At 57.9% G+C, this 17534-nt stretch carries 14 protein-coding genes; 10 read left to right on the top strand and 4 right to left on the bottom strand.

Features of this window, described 5'->3' with window-relative positions:
• Positions 1–155: 155 nt before the first annotated feature.
• Positions 156–1046 carry a helix-turn-helix domain-containing protein gene (locus tag JJE66_RS38710; protein ID WP_200517584.1) on the top strand — a complete coding sequence of 297 codons (891 nt, stop codon included), beginning with the start codon at positions 156–158 and terminating at the stop codon, positions 1044–1046.
• A 23-nt stretch (positions 1047–1069) separates the two neighbouring features.
• Here the strand turns inward: JJE66_RS38710 and JJE66_RS27500 are convergent, their stop codons facing one another.
• Complete coding sequence (locus tag JJE66_RS27500; RefSeq protein WP_200517583.1) at positions 1070–1933, bottom strand: helix-turn-helix domain-containing protein; 864 nt, start codon at positions 1931–1933, stop codon at positions 1070–1072.
• 244 nt (positions 1934–2177) lie between these two features.
• On the opposite strand from JJE66_RS27500, the gene JJE66_RS27495 reads away from it, so the two are divergent.
• The 3 genes from JJE66_RS27495 to JJE66_RS27485 all read left to right on the top strand — a co-directional run bounded on the left by JJE66_RS27495 (position 2178) and on the right by JJE66_RS27485 (position 6733).
• Positions 2178–3254: a transporter gene (locus JJE66_RS27495; RefSeq protein ID WP_200517582.1), complete on the top strand. Its 1077-nt coding sequence runs from the start codon at positions 2178–2180 to the stop codon at positions 3252–3254.
• Between the two features lie 281 nt (positions 3255–3535).
• Positions 3536–5155 (top strand): FAD-dependent monooxygenase, encoded by a 1620-nt coding sequence (locus JJE66_RS27490; protein WP_200517581.1) that lies wholly within the window; start codon positions 3536–3538, stop codon positions 5153–5155.
• A gap of 171 nt (positions 5156–5326) precedes the next feature.
• Positions 5327–6733 (top strand): MFS transporter, encoded by a 1407-nt coding sequence (locus JJE66_RS27485; RefSeq protein ID WP_200517580.1) that lies wholly within the window; start codon positions 5327–5329, stop codon positions 6731–6733.
• Positions 6734–7110: 377 nt separating this feature from the next.
• On the opposite strand, the gene JJE66_RS27480 is transcribed toward JJE66_RS27485, so the two are convergent.
• Positions 7111–8286 carry an ABC transporter substrate-binding protein gene (locus JJE66_RS27480; RefSeq protein WP_246756549.1) on the bottom strand — a complete coding sequence of 392 codons (1176 nt, stop codon included), beginning with the start codon at positions 8284–8286 and terminating at the stop codon, positions 7111–7113.
• 254 nt (positions 8287–8540) lie between these two features.
• On the opposite strand from JJE66_RS27480, the gene JJE66_RS27475 reads away from it, so the two are divergent.
• Entirely contained in the window at positions 8541–9524 is a 984-nt protein-coding gene (locus JJE66_RS27475) for a D-2-hydroxyacid dehydrogenase family protein (protein WP_200517579.1), read from the top strand.
• Between the two features lie 145 nt (positions 9525–9669).
• On the opposite strand, the gene JJE66_RS27470 is transcribed toward JJE66_RS27475, so the two are convergent.
• Entirely contained in the window at positions 9670–10413 is a 744-nt protein-coding gene (locus JJE66_RS27470) for an IclR family transcriptional regulator (protein WP_200517578.1), read from the bottom strand.
• A gap of 313 nt (positions 10414–10726) precedes the next feature.
• Here JJE66_RS27470 and JJE66_RS27465 point away from each other — a divergent pair, with 313 nt between their 5' ends.
• The 3 genes from JJE66_RS27465 to JJE66_RS27455 are packed head-to-tail and all read left to right on the top strand — an operon-like array spanning position 10727 to position 13988.
• Entirely contained in the window at positions 10727–11761 is a 1035-nt protein-coding gene (locus tag JJE66_RS27465; RefSeq protein ID WP_200517577.1) for a CoA transferase, read from the top strand.
• Positions 11758–12966 (top strand): CaiB/BaiF CoA-transferase family protein, encoded by a 1209-nt coding sequence (locus tag JJE66_RS27460; protein ID WP_200517576.1) that lies wholly within the window; start codon positions 11758–11760, stop codon positions 12964–12966. Before JJE66_RS27465 ends, JJE66_RS27460 begins: the two co-directional genes overlap by 4 nt.
• A 23-nt stretch (positions 12967–12989) precedes the next feature.
• Positions 12990–13988 carry a nitronate monooxygenase family protein gene (locus JJE66_RS27455; RefSeq protein ID WP_246756548.1) on the top strand — a complete coding sequence of 333 codons (999 nt, stop codon included), beginning with the start codon at positions 12990–12992 and terminating at the stop codon, positions 13986–13988.
• An 84-nt stretch (positions 13989–14072) separates the two neighbouring features.
• Here JJE66_RS27455 and JJE66_RS27450 read toward each other — a convergent pair whose 3' ends face one another.
• Complete coding sequence (locus JJE66_RS27450) at positions 14073–15167, bottom strand: LacI family DNA-binding transcriptional regulator (RefSeq protein ID WP_200517575.1); 1095 nt, start codon at positions 15165–15167, stop codon at positions 14073–14075.
• 483 nt (positions 15168–15650) lie between these two features.
• On the opposite strand from JJE66_RS27450, the gene JJE66_RS27445 reads away from it, so the two are divergent.
• Together JJE66_RS27445 and JJE66_RS27440 are read left to right on the top strand one after the other, a co-directional pair.
• The gene (locus tag JJE66_RS27445; RefSeq protein ID WP_200517574.1) at positions 15651–17030 is read left to right on the top strand and encodes an MmgE/PrpD family protein; all 1380 of its coding nucleotides are present in this window, start codon (positions 15651–15653) and stop codon (positions 17028–17030) included.
• A gap of 39 nt (positions 17031–17069) precedes the next feature.
• On the top strand, positions 17070–17531 hold the full coding sequence (locus tag JJE66_RS27440) for a MaoC family dehydratase (protein WP_200517573.1): 462 nt from the start codon (positions 17070–17072) through the stop codon (positions 17529–17531).
• The last annotated feature ends 3 nt before the right edge of the window (positions 17532–17534 follow it).

Below are 17534 nucleotides of genomic sequence, written 5' to 3'. Positions count from 1 at the left end.
GTTTGGACTCAAGGAACGACTATCCAAAAGCCCGCAATCTAGGCAGCATTGCTGCCTCGATATTGACCATGTTTCTCAATGTAGGTATTGTGAACGTCTCATAACAACATGTCCGGTCAACGGATCAAATCGCCTCGGGAGATAGGAACGCATCCGTGGATCACGGCAGCAGCCATCAACATAATTTGGGGGCCGCTCGCGTACGGAGCCATAATCTGTGCGGCATCGAGGTGCATTGCGTTCAGCAGGACGTCATGCCGGGGCGTGCTTGGCATCAGCTCAGCAACCGTCACCCAATGCTTGCTATCGTCGTGAACGAAACGGGTGGCATGTGTGAGGCACGGCCATCGTTGCACGGCGACACGAATCGAACGAATGGGCGGCGACACCGGCGAAATGGCCATACGAGTCTGATTCCTGCCGGCTTGCCCATATGGTGCTATTCCGACCAGATAGCCCGGGTCGAAGCGGTGCGGCTGATGCTGGACGTCGATCGAGTCGCCGATGTCATGGGTGACGAATTTCAAGTTGCGAGGCTCTCTGAGCCGCGCCTGACATTCTTCGATGAGAACCTTCAGGTATTGGCGCGGCTTCTCGCGTCGAGCCGAGAGGACATGCCCGGATTTCATCTGTTCGGCGACAGCATCGTTGCGGCCATTGTTGCGCGGTTCTCTCACCTTAGTGTCATGAGCGAGTCAGCGAGCTCGCGGCGCCTGGGTCTCACCAGACGTCAGCTGACGCAAGTAACCGATTTCATGAACGACAATCTTTCGCGATGCATTCGTTTGGCGGAATTGGCGTCTCTGGCGGGACTTTCCGCTTCTCAGTTCGGTCGAGCATTCAAGGTATCGACCGGCACGACGCCGCACAGCTGGCACCTTGTCACCCGTATCGAGTATGCAAAGCGTCTGCTCGCGAATCGTGAAAAAAGCTTGGTCGATATCGCGCTGGAAACCGGTTTCTCCGAGCAGAGTCATTTCACGCGCGCCTTTACGTCCGCAAACGGAGTTTCGCCGAATGCCTGGCGGCGGAGCAGAATGAGTTGATCGCCCAACTGATGCTTTAAACGTCAGATGCGCTGGCGGAGCCAGGCGCTCGGCGTCGTGCCCTCGATCTCGAGAAACGCTCGCGAGAAGTGGCTTGAGTCGGAAAAGCCGACGAGGGATGCGATCTCTGCCATGGATTCGGTAGGATCGTCCAGCATAAGTCGCTGCGCGCTCCTGATGCGTGCGTCCATTTGCCATCGCTGAAGGGAAAGGCCGGTTGTCTCTCGAAAACTCTGACTGAACTGTGCGGACGACAAGTTCGCAACGCGCGATAATTCCTCGACGCTTACATTTTCGTCCAGATGATCGCTGATATAGTCGAAGACATGCATCAAACGGTCACCGGTAAGCTTGGTGGGCCTCTTTGGCTCGGTTGGACGGTCGACTAGGTCAAGTAAGGCTGCCTGCAGGGCGCGCGTCAGGGAGAGGGCGTATGGATCGTGATCGTTCTTGGCGTCGTACTCGCCAAGAAGGCGGGCACACTGAAACAGGCGCTCATCTCTGAACATATATCGGCTCTTCATGCCGCCTATCAACACCATCTCGTGCGAGGTGAGGCAATCGGAGCTGCTCAGATCGATTTCATAGCATGCGATGCGGACGCGTCTCATCTCTGAAGCGTAGACAGTGAACGGTTGCGAAGGAGCGACGAAGTTCAGGTGCCCCGTTCCGAAATAATCGCCCTCTACGGGTTGATCGGGTCTTATGCGGACCTGACAGCGCCCTCCCATCTCGCTCACCGCGACGCAAAGCAATGCAGCGTTTGACGAAAATAGAATCCATCCGGGCTCAGTCTCCCATCTCAAATCGAAGATGTTGCACGCGATACCCGGCCATTCCTTACGGGTCTGGCTAGATACGCGAACACCGTGTTCGTTCTGAATCATGGTGTGTCCAAGAGGATGTCGGATCCACGCATGAAGCTTAGTCTGACCATCGCGGCTGGGCAAATGCGTCTCTGGATGTCCGGATTCAACCGCGTCCAAATCACGCGGTTTCTGATCAATCCTTGTCGAACCCTTTGGGCCATGCTCCGCGACAGTGGAATTCATGCGGCGCAAACCGGGGGGATGAATGAGGCGGCTAAAGAGGATGGCGCTAGGCGGATTGATCGGAGCTTTGACGTTCACAGTGGCTACCAGCATCGGTCGTGCAACCGAGCCGGGGAATCTTGGCAACCTGCTGTTTGGCGCAACGATGGGCGCTCCTATCGCCGCTGCGCCGCCCCCGGGACTCTATTTCAACAACACCTTCTTCTACGCACCGTTGCTGTCTGGAAGCGGCAACGCGAGTTGCGGCGCGGGGTGCAAGTCGCGGTACTCGGGCGCCGTTGATTCGGCGACCTTCACCTGGGGCAGCGGGTTGACGTTCCTGGGCGGTGTGTACTTTCCGACAGTGAACATTGTCGGCGATACGCTCTCGGCAACAAATACACCATATCCGCCTGGTGGCGGTGTCGGTTCTTCACCCATTTACGGCAATACCCTCGAGTTGGAAGTTCGCAATCTCTTTGTGAACCCTCTCAACTTCTCTTGGAAGGTCGGCAATATGCCGCTCTTCCTCAATGCCGGATTGGGCTTCGTTGCTCCTGTGGGGACGAGCTATGCCGGCTCAACTGTCCCTGACTATTGGACGGTTCGTCCACATTGGGCCGTGACCTACCTTGGCGAGGGGTGGAATCTTTCGGCAAGTTTCAACTACGACATCAACACCGCTTCGCGCGGTAACACAGGCCTCTATCAGATCATTGCACTGAATCCCGCGACAGCCGCACCCATATCGGCGCTTCTGACCGGACCGGCCAATCCTGGCAGGGGTTATACGACGGGCGACTATCTATTCTTCGATTGGACCGCGACGAAAAAGTTCGACAAATGGGAGATCGGACCTGTGGGCTTCTTCAAGTTTCAGACGACTAACGACACACCAGGTGGCATAAACCCTGCCACCGGCGCGGCGTGGACCTGCGCACAGTTGACCGCCGCGAAGTTGCCGACTTGTGGCAAAGACGTCGACATAGGAGCTGGCTTGTTGGTGGGCTACAATTTTGGTCCGGTCGACATGAAGTTCATCTACACGAATGCCTTCTACTCCAAAGATACTGTCGGTTCGAACACCGGCTCGCTGTTCTATCTGAAAACCTCGTTCAGGTTGTGGGCTCCGGACGAGGCTCCGACACCAAAAAAGCAGCTCTATACCAAGAACTGACCTTGCTGCCCCCTGTCCAGGCATTTGTGGATCCGAGTCTCGATCGGCCAAAGGCAATGCCCTACCCACTAGATCGCGACTAATAGCGTCGACGAACTTGCGGCCGTCATCCGAGGTGAGTTTCTCCCAGACTTGAACCGCCGGCGAACACGCCGGCGGCCTCTTCTTGAGTTCTCCAGGCGGTCCATTTCGGGCCAAACGTGCGCTTTGGCATCAAGACCCCCGATCCATACGGCGCCTATCCTCAACGCGGGGCCCAGTCGTTCGTGGACAGAAGCTACATGGAAACCCAAGTCATCATTGTCGGCGGTGGTCCTGTCGGACTCACTCTTGCCTTGGACCTCGGTCGTCGAAACGTGCGCTGCACTCTCATCGAGCAGAAAGCCGAGCCGCAATTCTTGCCGAAGATGGAGCGCTGCAATGCGCGAACCATGGAGATGTATCGTCGTGTCGGCTTGGCTGATGAAATTCGTGCCGCGGGACTGACCTCCGACTCCGCCATGGATGTTTATATCGTCCTGGATATGACCAGGGCGCCGCTGCTTCATCTGAAATACCCGTCGGTCGATCAGGCCCGTGAGCAGATCCGCAGCATCAACGATGGTTCGACCCCGCTCGAGCCGTACCAATTGATCTCGCAATACACACTTGAACCGGTTCTCAAACGTGCTGCCGAGCGCCTTCCGTCAGTCAGGGTCCGGTACTGCACCGAGCTCTTGGAATTCACCGAGGACGACGCCGGCGTCGTGGCCACAGTCCGCAATTCGGACGGTGGGACGGAGCAGATACGAGCAACTTATCTGGTCGGCTGCGATGGCGGCGCCAGTCGAGTGAGGAAGCAACTTGGCATACAGCTCAGGGGCGAAGCCAATCTGGCAAACTTTCGCCAGGGATTATATCGTTGCGACGAGCTATATGATCGTCTCCCATTGGGTGAAGGGCCTGGCCGTGGTCGGCACTACCTTGTTGCGGATGAACGGGCGACCTTTCTGATCATGCAGGACTCGAAGCGGTACTGGACGCTTCATGCTGCCGTCGAGTCGGACGAGGAGATGAAGCGGCAATTTGAACAGACGGTTGGCGTACCCGTTCGCTATGAGATGGTTTATTGCGGTGAATGGCGCCAAAATCTTCTGTTGGCAGATCGCTACCGAGCCGGCCGCATTTTCTTGGCTGGCGACGCGGTTCACCTGGTCATTCCCGCCGGTGGACTGGGCATGAATACGGGTGTGGGAGACGCGTTCGATCTTTCGTGGAAATTGGCGGCAACCCTTGAAGGGTGGGGCGGTCCAAAATTGCTCGAATCCTACGAGATCGAGCGGCGCCAGGTCGGCGAGCGGAACATCGGGGCTTCGCGTTACGCCACGCTCGGGTACCGCAAATGGCGCTCGCAATGGGCTCCGGAAATTGGGGATGCCACCGCGACGGGGCGAGCGGTTCGCGGCAACCTAGCCAGGGTTGCGGATATCGAGCAACGCAAGGTCAACGAGATGATTGGCGCGGAGCTCGGTTATCGCTACGTCGAGTCACCCGTTGTCGACAATACTCCAGGCGGACCTGAGCACTTCTATCGCGACTACCGGCCGACCAGTTGGCCAGGAGCAAGGCTGCCCCACGTCTGGCTGCCTGATGGCACGCCCATCCAGGATCGAATTCCAAACTCGGGTTACACATTGCTTTGCCTGAACGGCCGTCACAAAACGACAGCTCTCGAGAGTGTGTTTCGGAACAGGTCGGCTCCGTTCCGCGTCGTCAATATTGACAGCGAAGCTGCGCGTGCAGTGTATGAACGGGATCTGATCCTGCTTCGCCCCGATATGCATGTCGTCTGGCGTGGAAATAACCCGCCGGATAATCCCGCTGAACTTGCGGCAATTGCCACCGGTCACGAGCGCGCGTAATTGCAGCAGGGTACGTCCGTGCCAAACGCGCTTATTCAAATCAAGAATGGTTTTGTCTCCGGTTTTAGCAAGATAATGGCCCCATACGGGTGCAGTCCGTGGTTGACGGCGCCGATGCCCCTTCGGCCTTGGCGAATAGACATGCCACATACCGCAAACCGAGATCACTCAATGACTTTCCCTGGTCCGCGCTTTCACCGTGAAGAGTCTTTCGCAGAAGCAGCCGTCCTTCGCTCGCCGGATTTGGCCCATCCCGCGACTGTGGATGTCGCGACCCTGATTGACTTGAACCCGCTTGGTTCCTTCCAGAAAAGGATCATGGTTCTGATCGGTGGCGTCGTCGTCATGGATGGGTTCGACGTCCAGGCTATCGGATTTGTCGCTCCCGCCTTGACACAGGATTGGAGCATCGCGCCGGCTGCTCTCGGCCCAATCTTCGGTGCCGGACTCCTTGGCATGCTGGTTGGTTCGATGCTGTTGAGCATCATCGCCGATCGCGTCGGCCGGCGGCCTGTGCTGGTAGGGTCGACAGCCTTCTTCAGCCTGTGCATGCTGTGTACGGCTGCCACCACCTCCATCCCAGAGATGATCGCCCTGCGCTTTCTGACCGGGCTCGGCATTGGTGGAGTCATGGCGAATGCCGTTGCACTCGCCAGCGAATACAGCCCGCAACGCCAGCGCGCCTCCTTGCTGATGTGGATTTCCTGCGGGTTTACCGGTGGAGCGATCGCAGGTGGTCTGATTGCTGCGGCGCTGATCCCGCTCGGAGGCTGGCAATCGGTCTTTTTGGTCGGCGGCGTGCTGCCGTTGGGAATTGCCGCCGTCATGTATTGGTGGCTGCCTGAGTCGCTTCTCTTCCTGTCGTCCCAGGCAGGCACGCACGAGAAACTTGGACAATTGCTGCGCCGCATCGCTCCGAACGTTAATCTGGGTCGAGACGTGCACCTGGCCGAATCCGAGCAGGTTCGCGCTCGAGGCTCCTTTGCTGAGCTCTTCCGCGATGGCCGGGCGCCGATGACCTTGCTGCTCTGGTTGCTCAGCTTCGCCAATCTCCTCAACCTGTTCTTTCTCGCGAACTGGCTGCCGCTGCTTGCGACGCGTATGGGGTTCAGTTCATCGACCGCGGTGTTGATGGGCACGACGCTCCAACTCGGTGGCTTGATTGGCGCGATCATCATGGGGCCACTCATCGATCGTCTCGGCTACTATCGCGTCCTCGTTCCGGTGTTTCTCCTCGCGGGACTTGCGGTCGCCGCGATCGGTCAACCGGGATTGTCGCTGTCAGCCCTGTATCCGGTTATATTCACCGCGGGCCTCTGCATTGTTGCAGCTCAACCGGCGCTCAACGCACTCGCGTCGACACTCTATCCAACCGGAATCCGCGCAACCGGTGTGGGTTGGAGCCTGGGTGTCGGTCGGGCCGGGGCCATCGTTGGGCCCGTTGTCGCCGCCCGGCTTGTCGCGCTCGACTGGTCGAGCCAAAGCCTGTTTCTGGCGGCGTCGGTTCCGGCATCATTCTCCTGCGTCGTCGTCATCGGCCTCGCGATTGCGGCGCGACGCAAGTCGAGAAGCTTCTGAACGAGTTGCGCACCGCAATAAAGCGCAACGCAAGTATGCGGTTGTGGCTGGTGATCCTTGCCGGGACGAAGCTTCTTCAATTGGTGGCCGCAGGACCTGTATGCCGCTCGAGACATCCTTAGTGTCTTGCGCGATCGAAAGAGGCGTCGGCCTGTGGAACGTTTGCCTGGCGCTAGATTTCCCCGGGGGGCGTTGTTGAGGTCACGCCCCTTTGCGGAGGAGACATCATCGGCGACCATTCCGTCGAGACTAGCTTCACGGAGCAGGCCTTAGTGCACGGACGGTTGGAATGGCTCGAACTGCCGGGGACACCCGTTCGGTCCGCGCCATCTTGGTCTGATCCCATAACTTTTGGACCGTGACGGCGCACGTCACTGCTATTGACCGGGATGCCCGCCAACATCACCGGAGAGGACATCGCCGAAGACATGCCACGCCTCGCCGTCGAACTTCATAAGCTGCATTTGTTCGATCGGGAAAAAGTCGGTTTGGCTTGTATTGATCTTGATGCCAGGAAGTAACATCTCGCTAGAGAAATCCCGCAGGTTGGCTGCCTGCCTCATGACGTTTTCCCGCGTGAGGTCGTCGCCGCATTGTTTGAGAACCTGGACCATGGTCTGCGCCGCGGCGTAGCCATAGATGGTGTTCCAGTCGGTTTTGTCTCCCTCGGGATAGTATTGGTCCATGAAGGAACGCCACGCGTTGGCGCCTGGATCGTCTTTCCAGGCCGGGTCGGAGGAGTCCTTCAGGTAGGCCGATGAAATAATGTCCTTCGCATTTTGCAATCCAGCGGGTTTCAACACGCTGGCTACAGATGTGGAGACATTTGCCAGGAAGAACCTCGGCTTCCAGCCGAGTTCGCCGACCTTCTTGATTGCCTGCGCGGATCCCTTTGGGGCTGCCCATGAAAAGAACGTGTCAGCGCCTGAATCACGCAGGGTCACGATCTGCGAATCGATCGATGGATCGGTCACTTCATACGATTTGTCGGCCACGATCATGCTGGCCTTGTCGCCGAGGCCATCGCGCAATCCCTTGAACTGATCCTTGCCGGAGTCGTCATTCTGCCAGAACACGGCGATTTTGGCGTTCGGAAAGTGCTCCAGGATATACCTTGCGTAGATGCGCCCTTCACTCTGATAGTTGGGCATCCAACCCATGGTCCAAGGAAATTTCGTCGGATCGCCAAATTTGGTGGCGCCGCTGCCCACGAAGAGTTGCGGTACTTTTTTTGCGTTCATGTATTTCTGTATCGCCGAATTTGATTGCGTGCCTATCGGCTGGAAGATCAGGAGGACTTCGTCGCTCTCGACGAGCTTACGCGCCTGCTCGATCGCTTTCGGCGGACTATAGCTGTCGTCATAGGAGATGAAATTGATCTTGCGTCTGTTGATGCCGCCCTCGGCGTTGATCTTTTTAAAGTACGCGGCCTCCGTTTTGGCGATCACGGAATAGGAAGAAACAGGCCCGCTGTAAGGGGCGAAATTGCCGATCTTGATCTCGGTATCGCTCGCTCCGGGATCATATTTCTTCTGGGCAACAGACTCCTTCATCCAAAATGCTGTAGCAAGTATCAGTAGCGCGCGAACTAAGATCCCCGACCTTGACGACATAATTCCTCCTCTCTTGCAGGTCGCCCGTTTTGGGCAATGGCCGACATTGCGCGCGAGAAAACAGGACAGCAAGGGATTGGCGTCGACGAGCGGCATACATCACATATGTGATATCTCGAATTCCGAAAGCGAAACGCACTGGCCAATAGTTCGAGAGGATTTTATCCCGCGCTGACAGCCAGGAGCGTCTTCGCATGAATGTAACCATCCTCGATGACTACCACGACACGGTACGTACGCTCGGCAGCTTCGCCAAGCTTGCGGATCACAAGGTGACGATCTGGAACGACCATGTTCAAGATGAAGATGTGCTCGCTAAGCGTCTCGCCGAGACCGAAATCCTGGTGTTGATCCGGGAGCGAACGAAGATACGCGCTCCCTTGCTCGATCGACTACCGAAACTGAAGCTCATCAGCCAGCGCAGCGTATGGCCGCATATCGACGTAGAAGCCTGCACTCGGCTTGGTGTTGTCGTCTCGTCCGACCGGCATTCGAGCACGCCGTCCTATGCCACGGCCGAGCTGACGTGGGCACTGGTGCTCGCTGCCATGCGCCAAATACCCCAGCAGGTCGCTGCGCTCAAAGCCGGGCAATGGCAGATCGGCATTGGCGCCTCGCTGCGAGGCAAGACTCTTGGCTTGTATGGTTGGGGTCGTATCGCGCACGAGGTCGCGGGTTACGGTCGAGCCTTCGGCATGAACGTGATGGTGTGGGCCCGCGAAGGCTCTCTCGAGCGTGCACGCGACGAGGGCTTCGGCGTAGCCGATAGCAAGGAAGCGTTTTTCGAGCAGAGCGACGTTCTCTCGCTCCATTTGCGGCTGGTCGACGCCACCCGCCACATCGTTACCGCAAGGGACCTCGCGCGCATGAAGCCAACGTCGCTCTTGGTCAATACCAGTCGTTCGCCGCTGGTTGCCCCCGGTGCGCTGGCTGAGGCGCTCCGGGCGGGACGGCCGGGACAGGCCGCGGTCGATGTATTCGATCAAGAACCGCTGATCGATCCGTCAGATCCATTCCTCTTGCTTCCCAATTTGCTGGCAACTCCGCATATCGGCTATGTGACGCGCGAGGAATATGAGGTTCAGTTCGCCGATATCTTCGATCAGATCACGGCTTACTCAATGGGAACGCCCACCAATGTCGCAAATCCAGATGTGCTTGGGCAGATGAGAACTTAGGAATAGAGTATGCCGATCGGATTCGATGGCTTCGGTCGAGTCCGTCAAGGCGCGTGGACCTGATCGACCGTCGAGGTCCGCGTGGCTATCGGACGCGATCGCGCAGAATACGAAAGTTACTGTCTATCGGTTTCCAACTCGGGCCTCATCCAAGGCGGCGCCGCAGGGCATCGATGACCTGTTGCCGCTTGGAATCCATCCGATCGAACGGGCCGCCGATGCCGATCGCGAGCAAGCTCTGTTTACCTGACGATCGGACCAGCATGCCAATCGTGTTGGCCCCCGGAGTTGTGCGCCCCTTGGTCTCGGAATAGCCACGCTGACGGATCGCCTCCATTTCCAGGATCAGAGCCGTCTCTCGAAAATGCGCAGGCACGTTTAACTCCTCAGCATTGTTGCGGCGCACGATCGCTCGGACCTGGTTGTTGGTCTTGCAGCTCAGTAGGATCTGTCCGAGTCCCGTGCGGGACATCGGGCGGATTTCACCAGCATAGACCATGAATTGAATGCGATAGTTCGCGGGCACGACGTGAAGGTATTGCAATCCTGCACCGGACTGCTGTCCGAGCATGACTGTCTCGCCGGTGTCGGCCTGGAGCTGCTCCATGATATCTGTAATTCGCTCGTCGCCGAAGCGGGCGCGTTGGATCCAGTCGCCGAGGAGCGCAACTCGATAGCTCGGCAGGAAGCTTCGGGTCTTTGAGTCGTACTCGACATAGTTGAGCGCGACGAGGCTCTTCAGAAGAACCGAGGTGCTCGACTGCGGAATCCCAAGTGCCGCGGATATCTCCGTCACGGAGGCGGCGGCTTTCGTGCGCCGGAAATATTCCAGCAATGCGAGCGTCCGCATCGCGGACTTGATTGGTTGAGTTTCAGCTTTGCGCGGCATCGGCACTCTTGTCCCTGATTTCGTCTCCTTAAATCACAGATGTGATGTTCGTCTTTCCCGGATGTCAACGGGTATGAAATTGATCCGTCGACGCTAAGGTCGAGTCGGAAGCTATGGTTGAACGTGCCAGCGCAACCGGCTTGGGGGTGGGGCATCGTCGCTCGCCATGGTGAAGTTGTTTCACGCGATGTCTGGAAAAAGTCCCGTTCTTCGTGGTGGCATCACAGATGACCGAAATCGCAAAGTGCACATGACAAAGAATAGTGCCCCGACTCCCGAATTGGACAATAGTAAGCCGCTTGAAGGTAGCGTCTTGCTTGAAGTCGGCAACGCGCAAGCGCCCATCTGCATTCGTTTGGCGACGTCGTTTGCCGGGAAGATCGCTTCGGAGCTTGGCGCAAAGGTTGTCAAGCTTGAACCGTTCAGTGGCGATCCGGTCCGACAACTTCCGCCCATCTTGCCGAGCGGTCCTAAGGCCGATCGCAGCGCTTTGTTCAAGTTTCTAAACGCTGGCAAGACGATGCTTTCAATGCCGAGCGATGCAGCGGAGGCGAGGAGGGCGTTGGAAACGCTTCTGGACGCGCGAGTCGATGGAGTCCTCTTCGAGGAAGACGATCAGTTGAGGACATTCCTTGCGGAATGTCCTCTTGCGCAGGTTGAAGTTGTCGGTTGGCCGGCAGGAATGGCGACGGGCGCAAGATTGTCGGAGTTTACTGCGCTGGCGCTCGGCGGTTTGCTGGACATGATCGGCGATCCTGATCGCAAGCCATTGCGCCTTGGAGGGCATCAGGCGTCATATTCGGCTGGGCTATCCGTGTTTACGGCGCTGATGGCACTGCTCGCAGAGCGCGACGCCGGTCGCCATCCGCCGCCGGCGCGCGTCTCCTTGATCGAAACGGTCATGTGGGTGAATTGGAAAGCGATCGCCGGGATCGACGACGTGGGGAAGCCGCCGAGCCGTCAAGGCGACCAGTCGGAATTTCAGGTCGTGCGCTGTCTTGACGGTTGGATTGCGGTCGTCTTCTCCGTCACTGAGTTCGAGAAATTGCGTAATCTTGTGAACAGCCCGGATTTGCACCAACAAAAGTTTGCCACACGCGAAGGGCGGCTGAAGCATATCCGCGAGCTATACCAGCGGCTAGAGCCGTGGTTTGCCACGCGGACGCGCGCTGAAGTCTATGATGAGGCGCAAAGACGTGGCGTACCCCTCGGGCCCGTCTGTAGTCCGGCCGATCTCGCAAACGACCCTCAGAACTTGGCGCGTGGATTTATTGTGCCGCTGCGCGATGCGTCGATCAAAGGCGCGCGAGTGCCTCGATTGCCAGTGCTTTGGAACAGTCACATTTGAACAAGAACCCCGAACCGTTGAGAAATGGTTGCACTGTGAGGCCTCTCGCAAACATTCGTGTCGTCGATTTTGGTCAACTGACTGCTGGTGCGAATACCTCGGCCATGCTGGCGGACCTCGGAGCGGAGGTTATCAAGATCGAGTCTGCCAGCTTCATGGACCTATTCCGCTCGATGGGGAGTAATCGGGGTAGGGGCCCGGGGTGGTGGAACCGATCACCTCAATTCCGTTTTACCAATCGCAACAAGCTTGGCGTTTCCCTCGACGCGAAGATCCCGGAAGGCCGACGGATCCTACAAGATCTGGTTGCGACAGCCGACGTCGTCGTGGAAAATTTTCGTCGTGGAGTTCTGGAGCGTTTGGGGCTCGACTATGCCTCCATGGCAGCACGGAATCCTCGCATTATCTTCGCGTCGATATCCAGTCAGGGCGAGACGGGCCCGTATAGGCTTCACACGTCTTTTGGATCGACTTTGGAGGCAATGGGTGGGGTCGCCGCGCTCACCGGCTATGACGGAGACAAGCCGGTCATCAGTGGGCCGCACGTGAACTATCCCGACCAAGTAGCGTCTCTCTTTGCCACGGGCATGATCATAGCTGCAATTCGTGTGGCGCGGCGTTCCGGCAAAGGTGCCCTACTCGATATTTCGCAGCGGGAGCTGACGAGTTTTCTGATCGGGGAGGAGATCCTTGCAGCTTCGGTTGACGTCGAGCGAGCCGAGTTGCCCAGGAGGGCTAACGCCGACGAGGCGATGGTCCTACAGGACTGTTTTCTCGCGTCGGATGGACGATGGATCGCGCTCACGATTGAAAACAGCATCGACGTTGAACGCTGCCGCGCCATCGTCGGCGGAGATGGAGATCTGGGTGGTCGCGTCGCAGTATGGTGCGCAGTCCATCCAGCATCTGAAATCGTGGATGTGCTGAGGGATGCTGGCCTGGCTGTTGCACCCGTACGCGACGGCGCCTCCCTGATTCGAGAGAGACAGTTTGCGGGGCAAACGCTCGTTTGGCGTGAGAGCGGCGAGATCGTGAAGGGGCGTCCGTACGGATTTGATGGTGCACAGTTGAAGATCAATCGCGACGCACCCGACCTCGGTCAGCATACGCGGGAAGTGCTGTGCGAAGTCCTTGGATTGGACGAGCCAGCGATACAGCGCCTCGCAGAGCTGGGCGTAACTCGCTCTGAGCCCATCGAACAATAAGCCAATCAGCACTGGAGGCTCTCTTGAACGCGGACGAATTGGTCAATCAGCTCGAAATTCCTCTCATCGTGGCGCCGATGTTTCTTGTATCGACGCCTGCGATGACGCTCGCCGCCTGCTCGGAAGGGGTCATGGGCAGTTTTCCGGCGCATACCGCGCGCACTTCCGAAATCTTTGAGAAATGGTTGATCGAGGCAATTGAGGGGTTGAAGCGCCTTCGCGGCGAGGTGAACGAGAATAAGATCGCTCCGTTCGCCGTCAACCTCGTGGTCCATCCTTCCAATGCCCGGATGGCCGACGATCTGGAGAAGTGCATCAAATATCGCGTGCCGGTCGTGCTGACTTCGAAAGGCGCTCCAACCGACGTCATCTCGCGCATCCATGACTATGGTGGTCTCGTGCTCCACGATGTCGCAAGTAAACGCCACGCTGAAAAGGCTCTTGAAGCGGGGGTTGATGGCGTTATCGCGGTTGCAGGCGGGGCTGGTGGACACACCGGAACGATCAACCCCTTTGCGCTGATGAATGAGTTGCGCCAGATCCATAGCGGGCCCATCGCCTTGGCGGGCGGAATGACCACCGGACGGGACGTCCTTGCGGCACAGGTTATGGGAGCGGATTTTGCCTATGTAGGAACCCGCTTCATCGCCACGATCGAATCGGCCGCACCGGAGGAGCACAAACGTATGATCGTTGCGTCGAATGCAACGGACGTCTTCTACAGTGCCTCCGTCGACGGGGCTCCTGCCAATTGGCTGACAAAGAGTCTGCTTGCGGCCGGTGTCGATCTGGACGTTTTGCGGACGACGCTGCCTGGCAAGATCGTGACGGCCGCCGAGACGCGGAAGCGTTGGAAAGATATCTGGACCGCTGGTCATGGCGTTGGGAACATCGAAGATGTTCCGCCGGTCGCAAAACTCTGCCGTCAACTGAAAGCAGAATATCGAGCGGCTTGTTCGCGTCCCGTTGCTGGCGACCTATCTCAAGCCGATAAGACCTCGGTTGCGCGTGCGAATGGGTGATTTGGCGGTCACTGCTTGGTCGGGCGCGGCCGTTCGCGAGCCGAGGAAGATGCTACGGCGTGGTAAAGTTGGAAGCAAAACAGTTCAGGTTGGATGTTCAAACGGCTCGGTCGAGCCACGCACCGCCTCCGTGGCATCGGGTTCCGACCGCGTTGTCGGAGGAGCTGAACAGGATTGCCGGATGATCAACGTGGAATCGAATTTGATAATGCGCGGAGAAGGGTCAATGCGATTGTCGAGTCGATCAAGCATAAGCTGGGCCGCCTCGGCGCCGATCGCGTGGTAGTCCACCTGTATCACCGTCACGGCTGGTTCGACCAATTCGGCCAATTCCGGATCGGTCCCGCCTATCAGGGAAATATCTTCCGGTATTCGAAGATTGCAGGTTTTTATGGCGCGAAGCGCACCTTGTAGCATCGCTACACCACCGACGATGATTGCGGTCGGCCGATCTTTGCTCGCGAGAAGGGCACTTGTTTCCGTAAAGGCATATTCCTTGGAGAAGTTGCGGGTGCGGATGAGAGCTTTGTCGATCTCGATCCCGTGTTCGACGTGGGCTTCGCGATAGCCAAGAATACGCTCACGGGCGGGCCGCACATTCGAGTCACCGGTGATCAGCGCGACGCGCCGGTGACCGAGTTCGAAAAGATAGGTCAAGGCGCGATGTACGCCCTCGCGGTGGGCGATCTGGATCGCGTCCTGGTGCTCGCTCGGCTCTCGATCGAGCATGATCATTGGAAGAGATAGATTCGTCCCGGCGTTTTCCAAGAGGCTATTGCTCGCCGAACCGGTGCTCAGAATGAGCCCATCAACGCGACCAATGAAGGCGTTCAAAATCTCTCGCTCTCGCTCGGGGCGGTCTTCCGAACCCGCCAACATCAGCACATAGCCGGCGTCTGACAGAATACTCTGTGCCATTTTTACGAAGCTGGCGAAGCCCGGTACGGAAAAATCGCGGATCAGGATGCCTATGGTGCGGGTCGATCTCAGCCGCATGCTCTGTGCGAGGGCGTTTGGTGTGTACCCCAACTTAGCAATGGCGTCGTCTACGCGCGCCTTAAGCACCGGTTTGACGGGTAGCTGATTGATGACCCGAGACGCCGTGCCCTGAGATACTCCGGCCACTTTGGCGACGTCCCGGATTGTCGGCTTGCCCGCGCCCACCTTCGTCCTGCTCAAACTGGCCTCCACCCGTCCGCCGATTCTAAGGACCTTATCACAATGTAACGATACAAAATTTTCCCGAAGTATGTTTCTGGCGGGGGATGATGGGGCTCAGGTTGGTTCGCAATCTTGCTAAGGGACAAGGTCGTGACTCCTTCGGAAGCGCGGTGATCGATAGATCAGATATATAATTGATAAATATCACAAAAGTTCATTCTTGTGCGGTCACTTAAAGCGAGAATCAGGCGGTCTTGCGGATCTTGCAAAAGCACATTGACAAGTTGATCGATCAAACTCATAACGTTACAAAACTGAGAAGGGCGATATTCGCTCAGGAAGAGAAATGGCTCTCCTCATCCGGCATCAAAGCGTCACTGGCCTAGAGCGGCCGCCGAACGCCAAGGCAATGCGACGCGCTGTGCGCGCGAAAATCGCGGCGGGCAGTTGCGTTGGCGATGTCTACGCCGGCTCTGGCAAGGCTCTAGAAGGAGCGGCTCAATGAACAGACAAGTTCGTCGCCAGGACGTCGACCAGAGTGTGACGCAAGCACTGGCGCATAGCGTTGCTGCTCTAAGATACGACGATCTGCCTGCAACCGTTATTACGATTGCCAAGCACTGCATCCTGGACTGGGTAGCCGTAGCGGTGCAGGGCGCCCGCGAGCCCTTGGTCGATATACTCGCCGATCATGTCGCTGCCGAGGGCGGTAGCGACTGCGCCACTTTGATCGGTCGCGCTCGCGGCGCCTCGCCACGTCAGGCGGCTCTCGTCAACGGTGCTGCGTCTCACGCACTCGACTACGACGATGTGAATGTCAGAATGATGGGCCATCCCACGGTCGCCGTTCTGCCCGCCGCTTTGGCGCTCGCGGAGAATAGGGGCGCCAGCGGGCGCGACCTGATTGCCGCATTCGTGGCCGGGTACGAAGCCGAATGTGAAATCGGCGAGATGGTTTCACCCAGCCACTATGCGCGTGGTTTTCATGCGACCGGTACCATCGGTACTTTCGGCGCCGCGGCCGCAGCTGCGCATCTCTGCCGTCTTGACGGTCGCGCTGTTGCGACAGCGCTGGGCATCGCCGGCACGCAAGCGGCTGGGCTAAAATCGATGTTCGGCACGATGTGCAAGCCCCTGCATGCGGCAAGGGCTGGTGAGAGCGGCTTGCTCGCCGCGGAGTTGGCGGCCCGCGGCTTTACCAGCCGCACTGACGTGCTGGAGTGTCCTAACGGTTTCGTTGCCACGCATTCTGACGGTATGCGATCGGTCCAACGGTTTTCGTCTGGACACGGCAATTATCGTATCGTCGACAATCTGTTTAAGTATCATGCGTGTTGCCACCAGACCCATGCAGCGATCGAGGCGTTGCGCGCTCTACAGACCGAGCATGCCTTTTCGCATTCCGACGTGGTCAAGGTCACTGTGCGTCAGGACGTTGGAGCGGATGCGATCTGCAATATTGCTCGACCCAGCACCGGTCTCGAAATCAAATTTTCCCTTCGCATGATTGCTGCTTTCACGTTGGCGGGTGTGGATACGGCGCTCAACGCGAATTTCAGTGATGCCAGCGCAGCGGATCCCGGATTGCAGGCGCTGCGCGACAAGGTCGAGGTGACGTTCGCGCAAGATTGGCCTTTGACGCGAAGCGAAGTGACTGTGCAGTTGGCTGACGGGCGGGTTCTTCACGGCAGTCACGATTCCGGTGTGCCCGAAACAGATCTCGCGCGGCAGCAGTCGAAGCTTCTCGCCAAATTCCGCTTGCTGGTCGGACCGATCTTCGGCCCTCGCCGGGCCGACGCTATTGCGGATCGGATTCTGTCGCTCGAGCAGCAGGCCGACCTGAAGCACTTCACTTCGCTACTGGTTCACGAGCAAATGTAAGGAACAAGAAGGATGGAAGGCGACTTTCGGAAGCGAGCTGTGGAACGTCAGCGGAGTCATTGGTGTGAGGACTTCGAGATCGGCCGCGAATTCACCCATCATTGGGGTCGCACGATAAACGAAGGCGACAATTCACTGTTCTCAACGCTAACCCTCCACTTCAATCCGCTCTACTACAATCGCGAGTTTGCATTCGCGCACGGCCATCCCCGCGAGCAAGTCAATCCGATGCTCGTCTTCAACACGGTGTTTGGCCTGTCGGTCGAGGACCTCAGCGAGAATGGCGCCGCATTTCTCGGCGTCGACGATCTGACCTACCACTTGCCGGTCTACCCCGGCGATACGTTGACCGCCACCTCGACGGTGCTCGCCAATCGACCATCGTCGAAAAATCGTCAACAGGCGATCTGCACTTGGCACACCAAAGGCGTCAATCAGCATAGCCGGCTGGTGATCGACTTCAAGCGCACCAATCTCATCTATAAGCGGCCGACTGCTTAGGAT

It is taken from the genome of Bradyrhizobium diazoefficiens (assembly GCF_016612535.1).
GTDB lineage: Bacteria > Pseudomonadota > Alphaproteobacteria > Rhizobiales > Xanthobacteraceae > Bradyrhizobium > Bradyrhizobium diazoefficiens_C.
This window is presented reverse-complemented; position numbering and strand designations above follow the sequence as displayed.

Bases quoted from the DNA above. Each gene is read 5' to 3' on its own strand.
- JJE66_RS27500 (WP_200517583.1), bottom strand. From the start codon at position 1,933: ATGATTCAGAACGAACACGGTGTTCGCGTATCTAGCCAGACCCGTAAG.
- JJE66_RS27490 (WP_200517581.1), top strand. From the start codon at position 3,536: ATGGAAACCCAAGTCATCATTGTCGGCGGTGGTCCTGTCGGACTCACT.
- JJE66_RS27485 (WP_200517580.1), top strand. From the start codon at position 5,327: ATGACTTTCCCTGGTCCGCGCTTTCACCGTGAAGAGTCTTTCGCAGAA.
- JJE66_RS27480 (WP_246756549.1), bottom strand. From the start codon at position 8,286: ATGAAGGAGTCTGTTGCCCAGAAGAAATATGATCCCGGAGCGAGCGAT.
- JJE66_RS27475 (WP_200517579.1), top strand. From the start codon at position 8,541: ATGAATGTAACCATCCTCGATGACTACCACGACACGGTACGTACGCTC.
- JJE66_RS27470 (WP_200517578.1), bottom strand. From the start codon at position 10,413: ATGCCGCGCAAAGCTGAAACTCAACCAATCAAGTCCGCGATGCGGACG.
- JJE66_RS27445 (WP_200517574.1), top strand. From the start codon at position 15,651: ATGAACAGACAAGTTCGTCGCCAGGACGTCGACCAGAGTGTGACGCAA.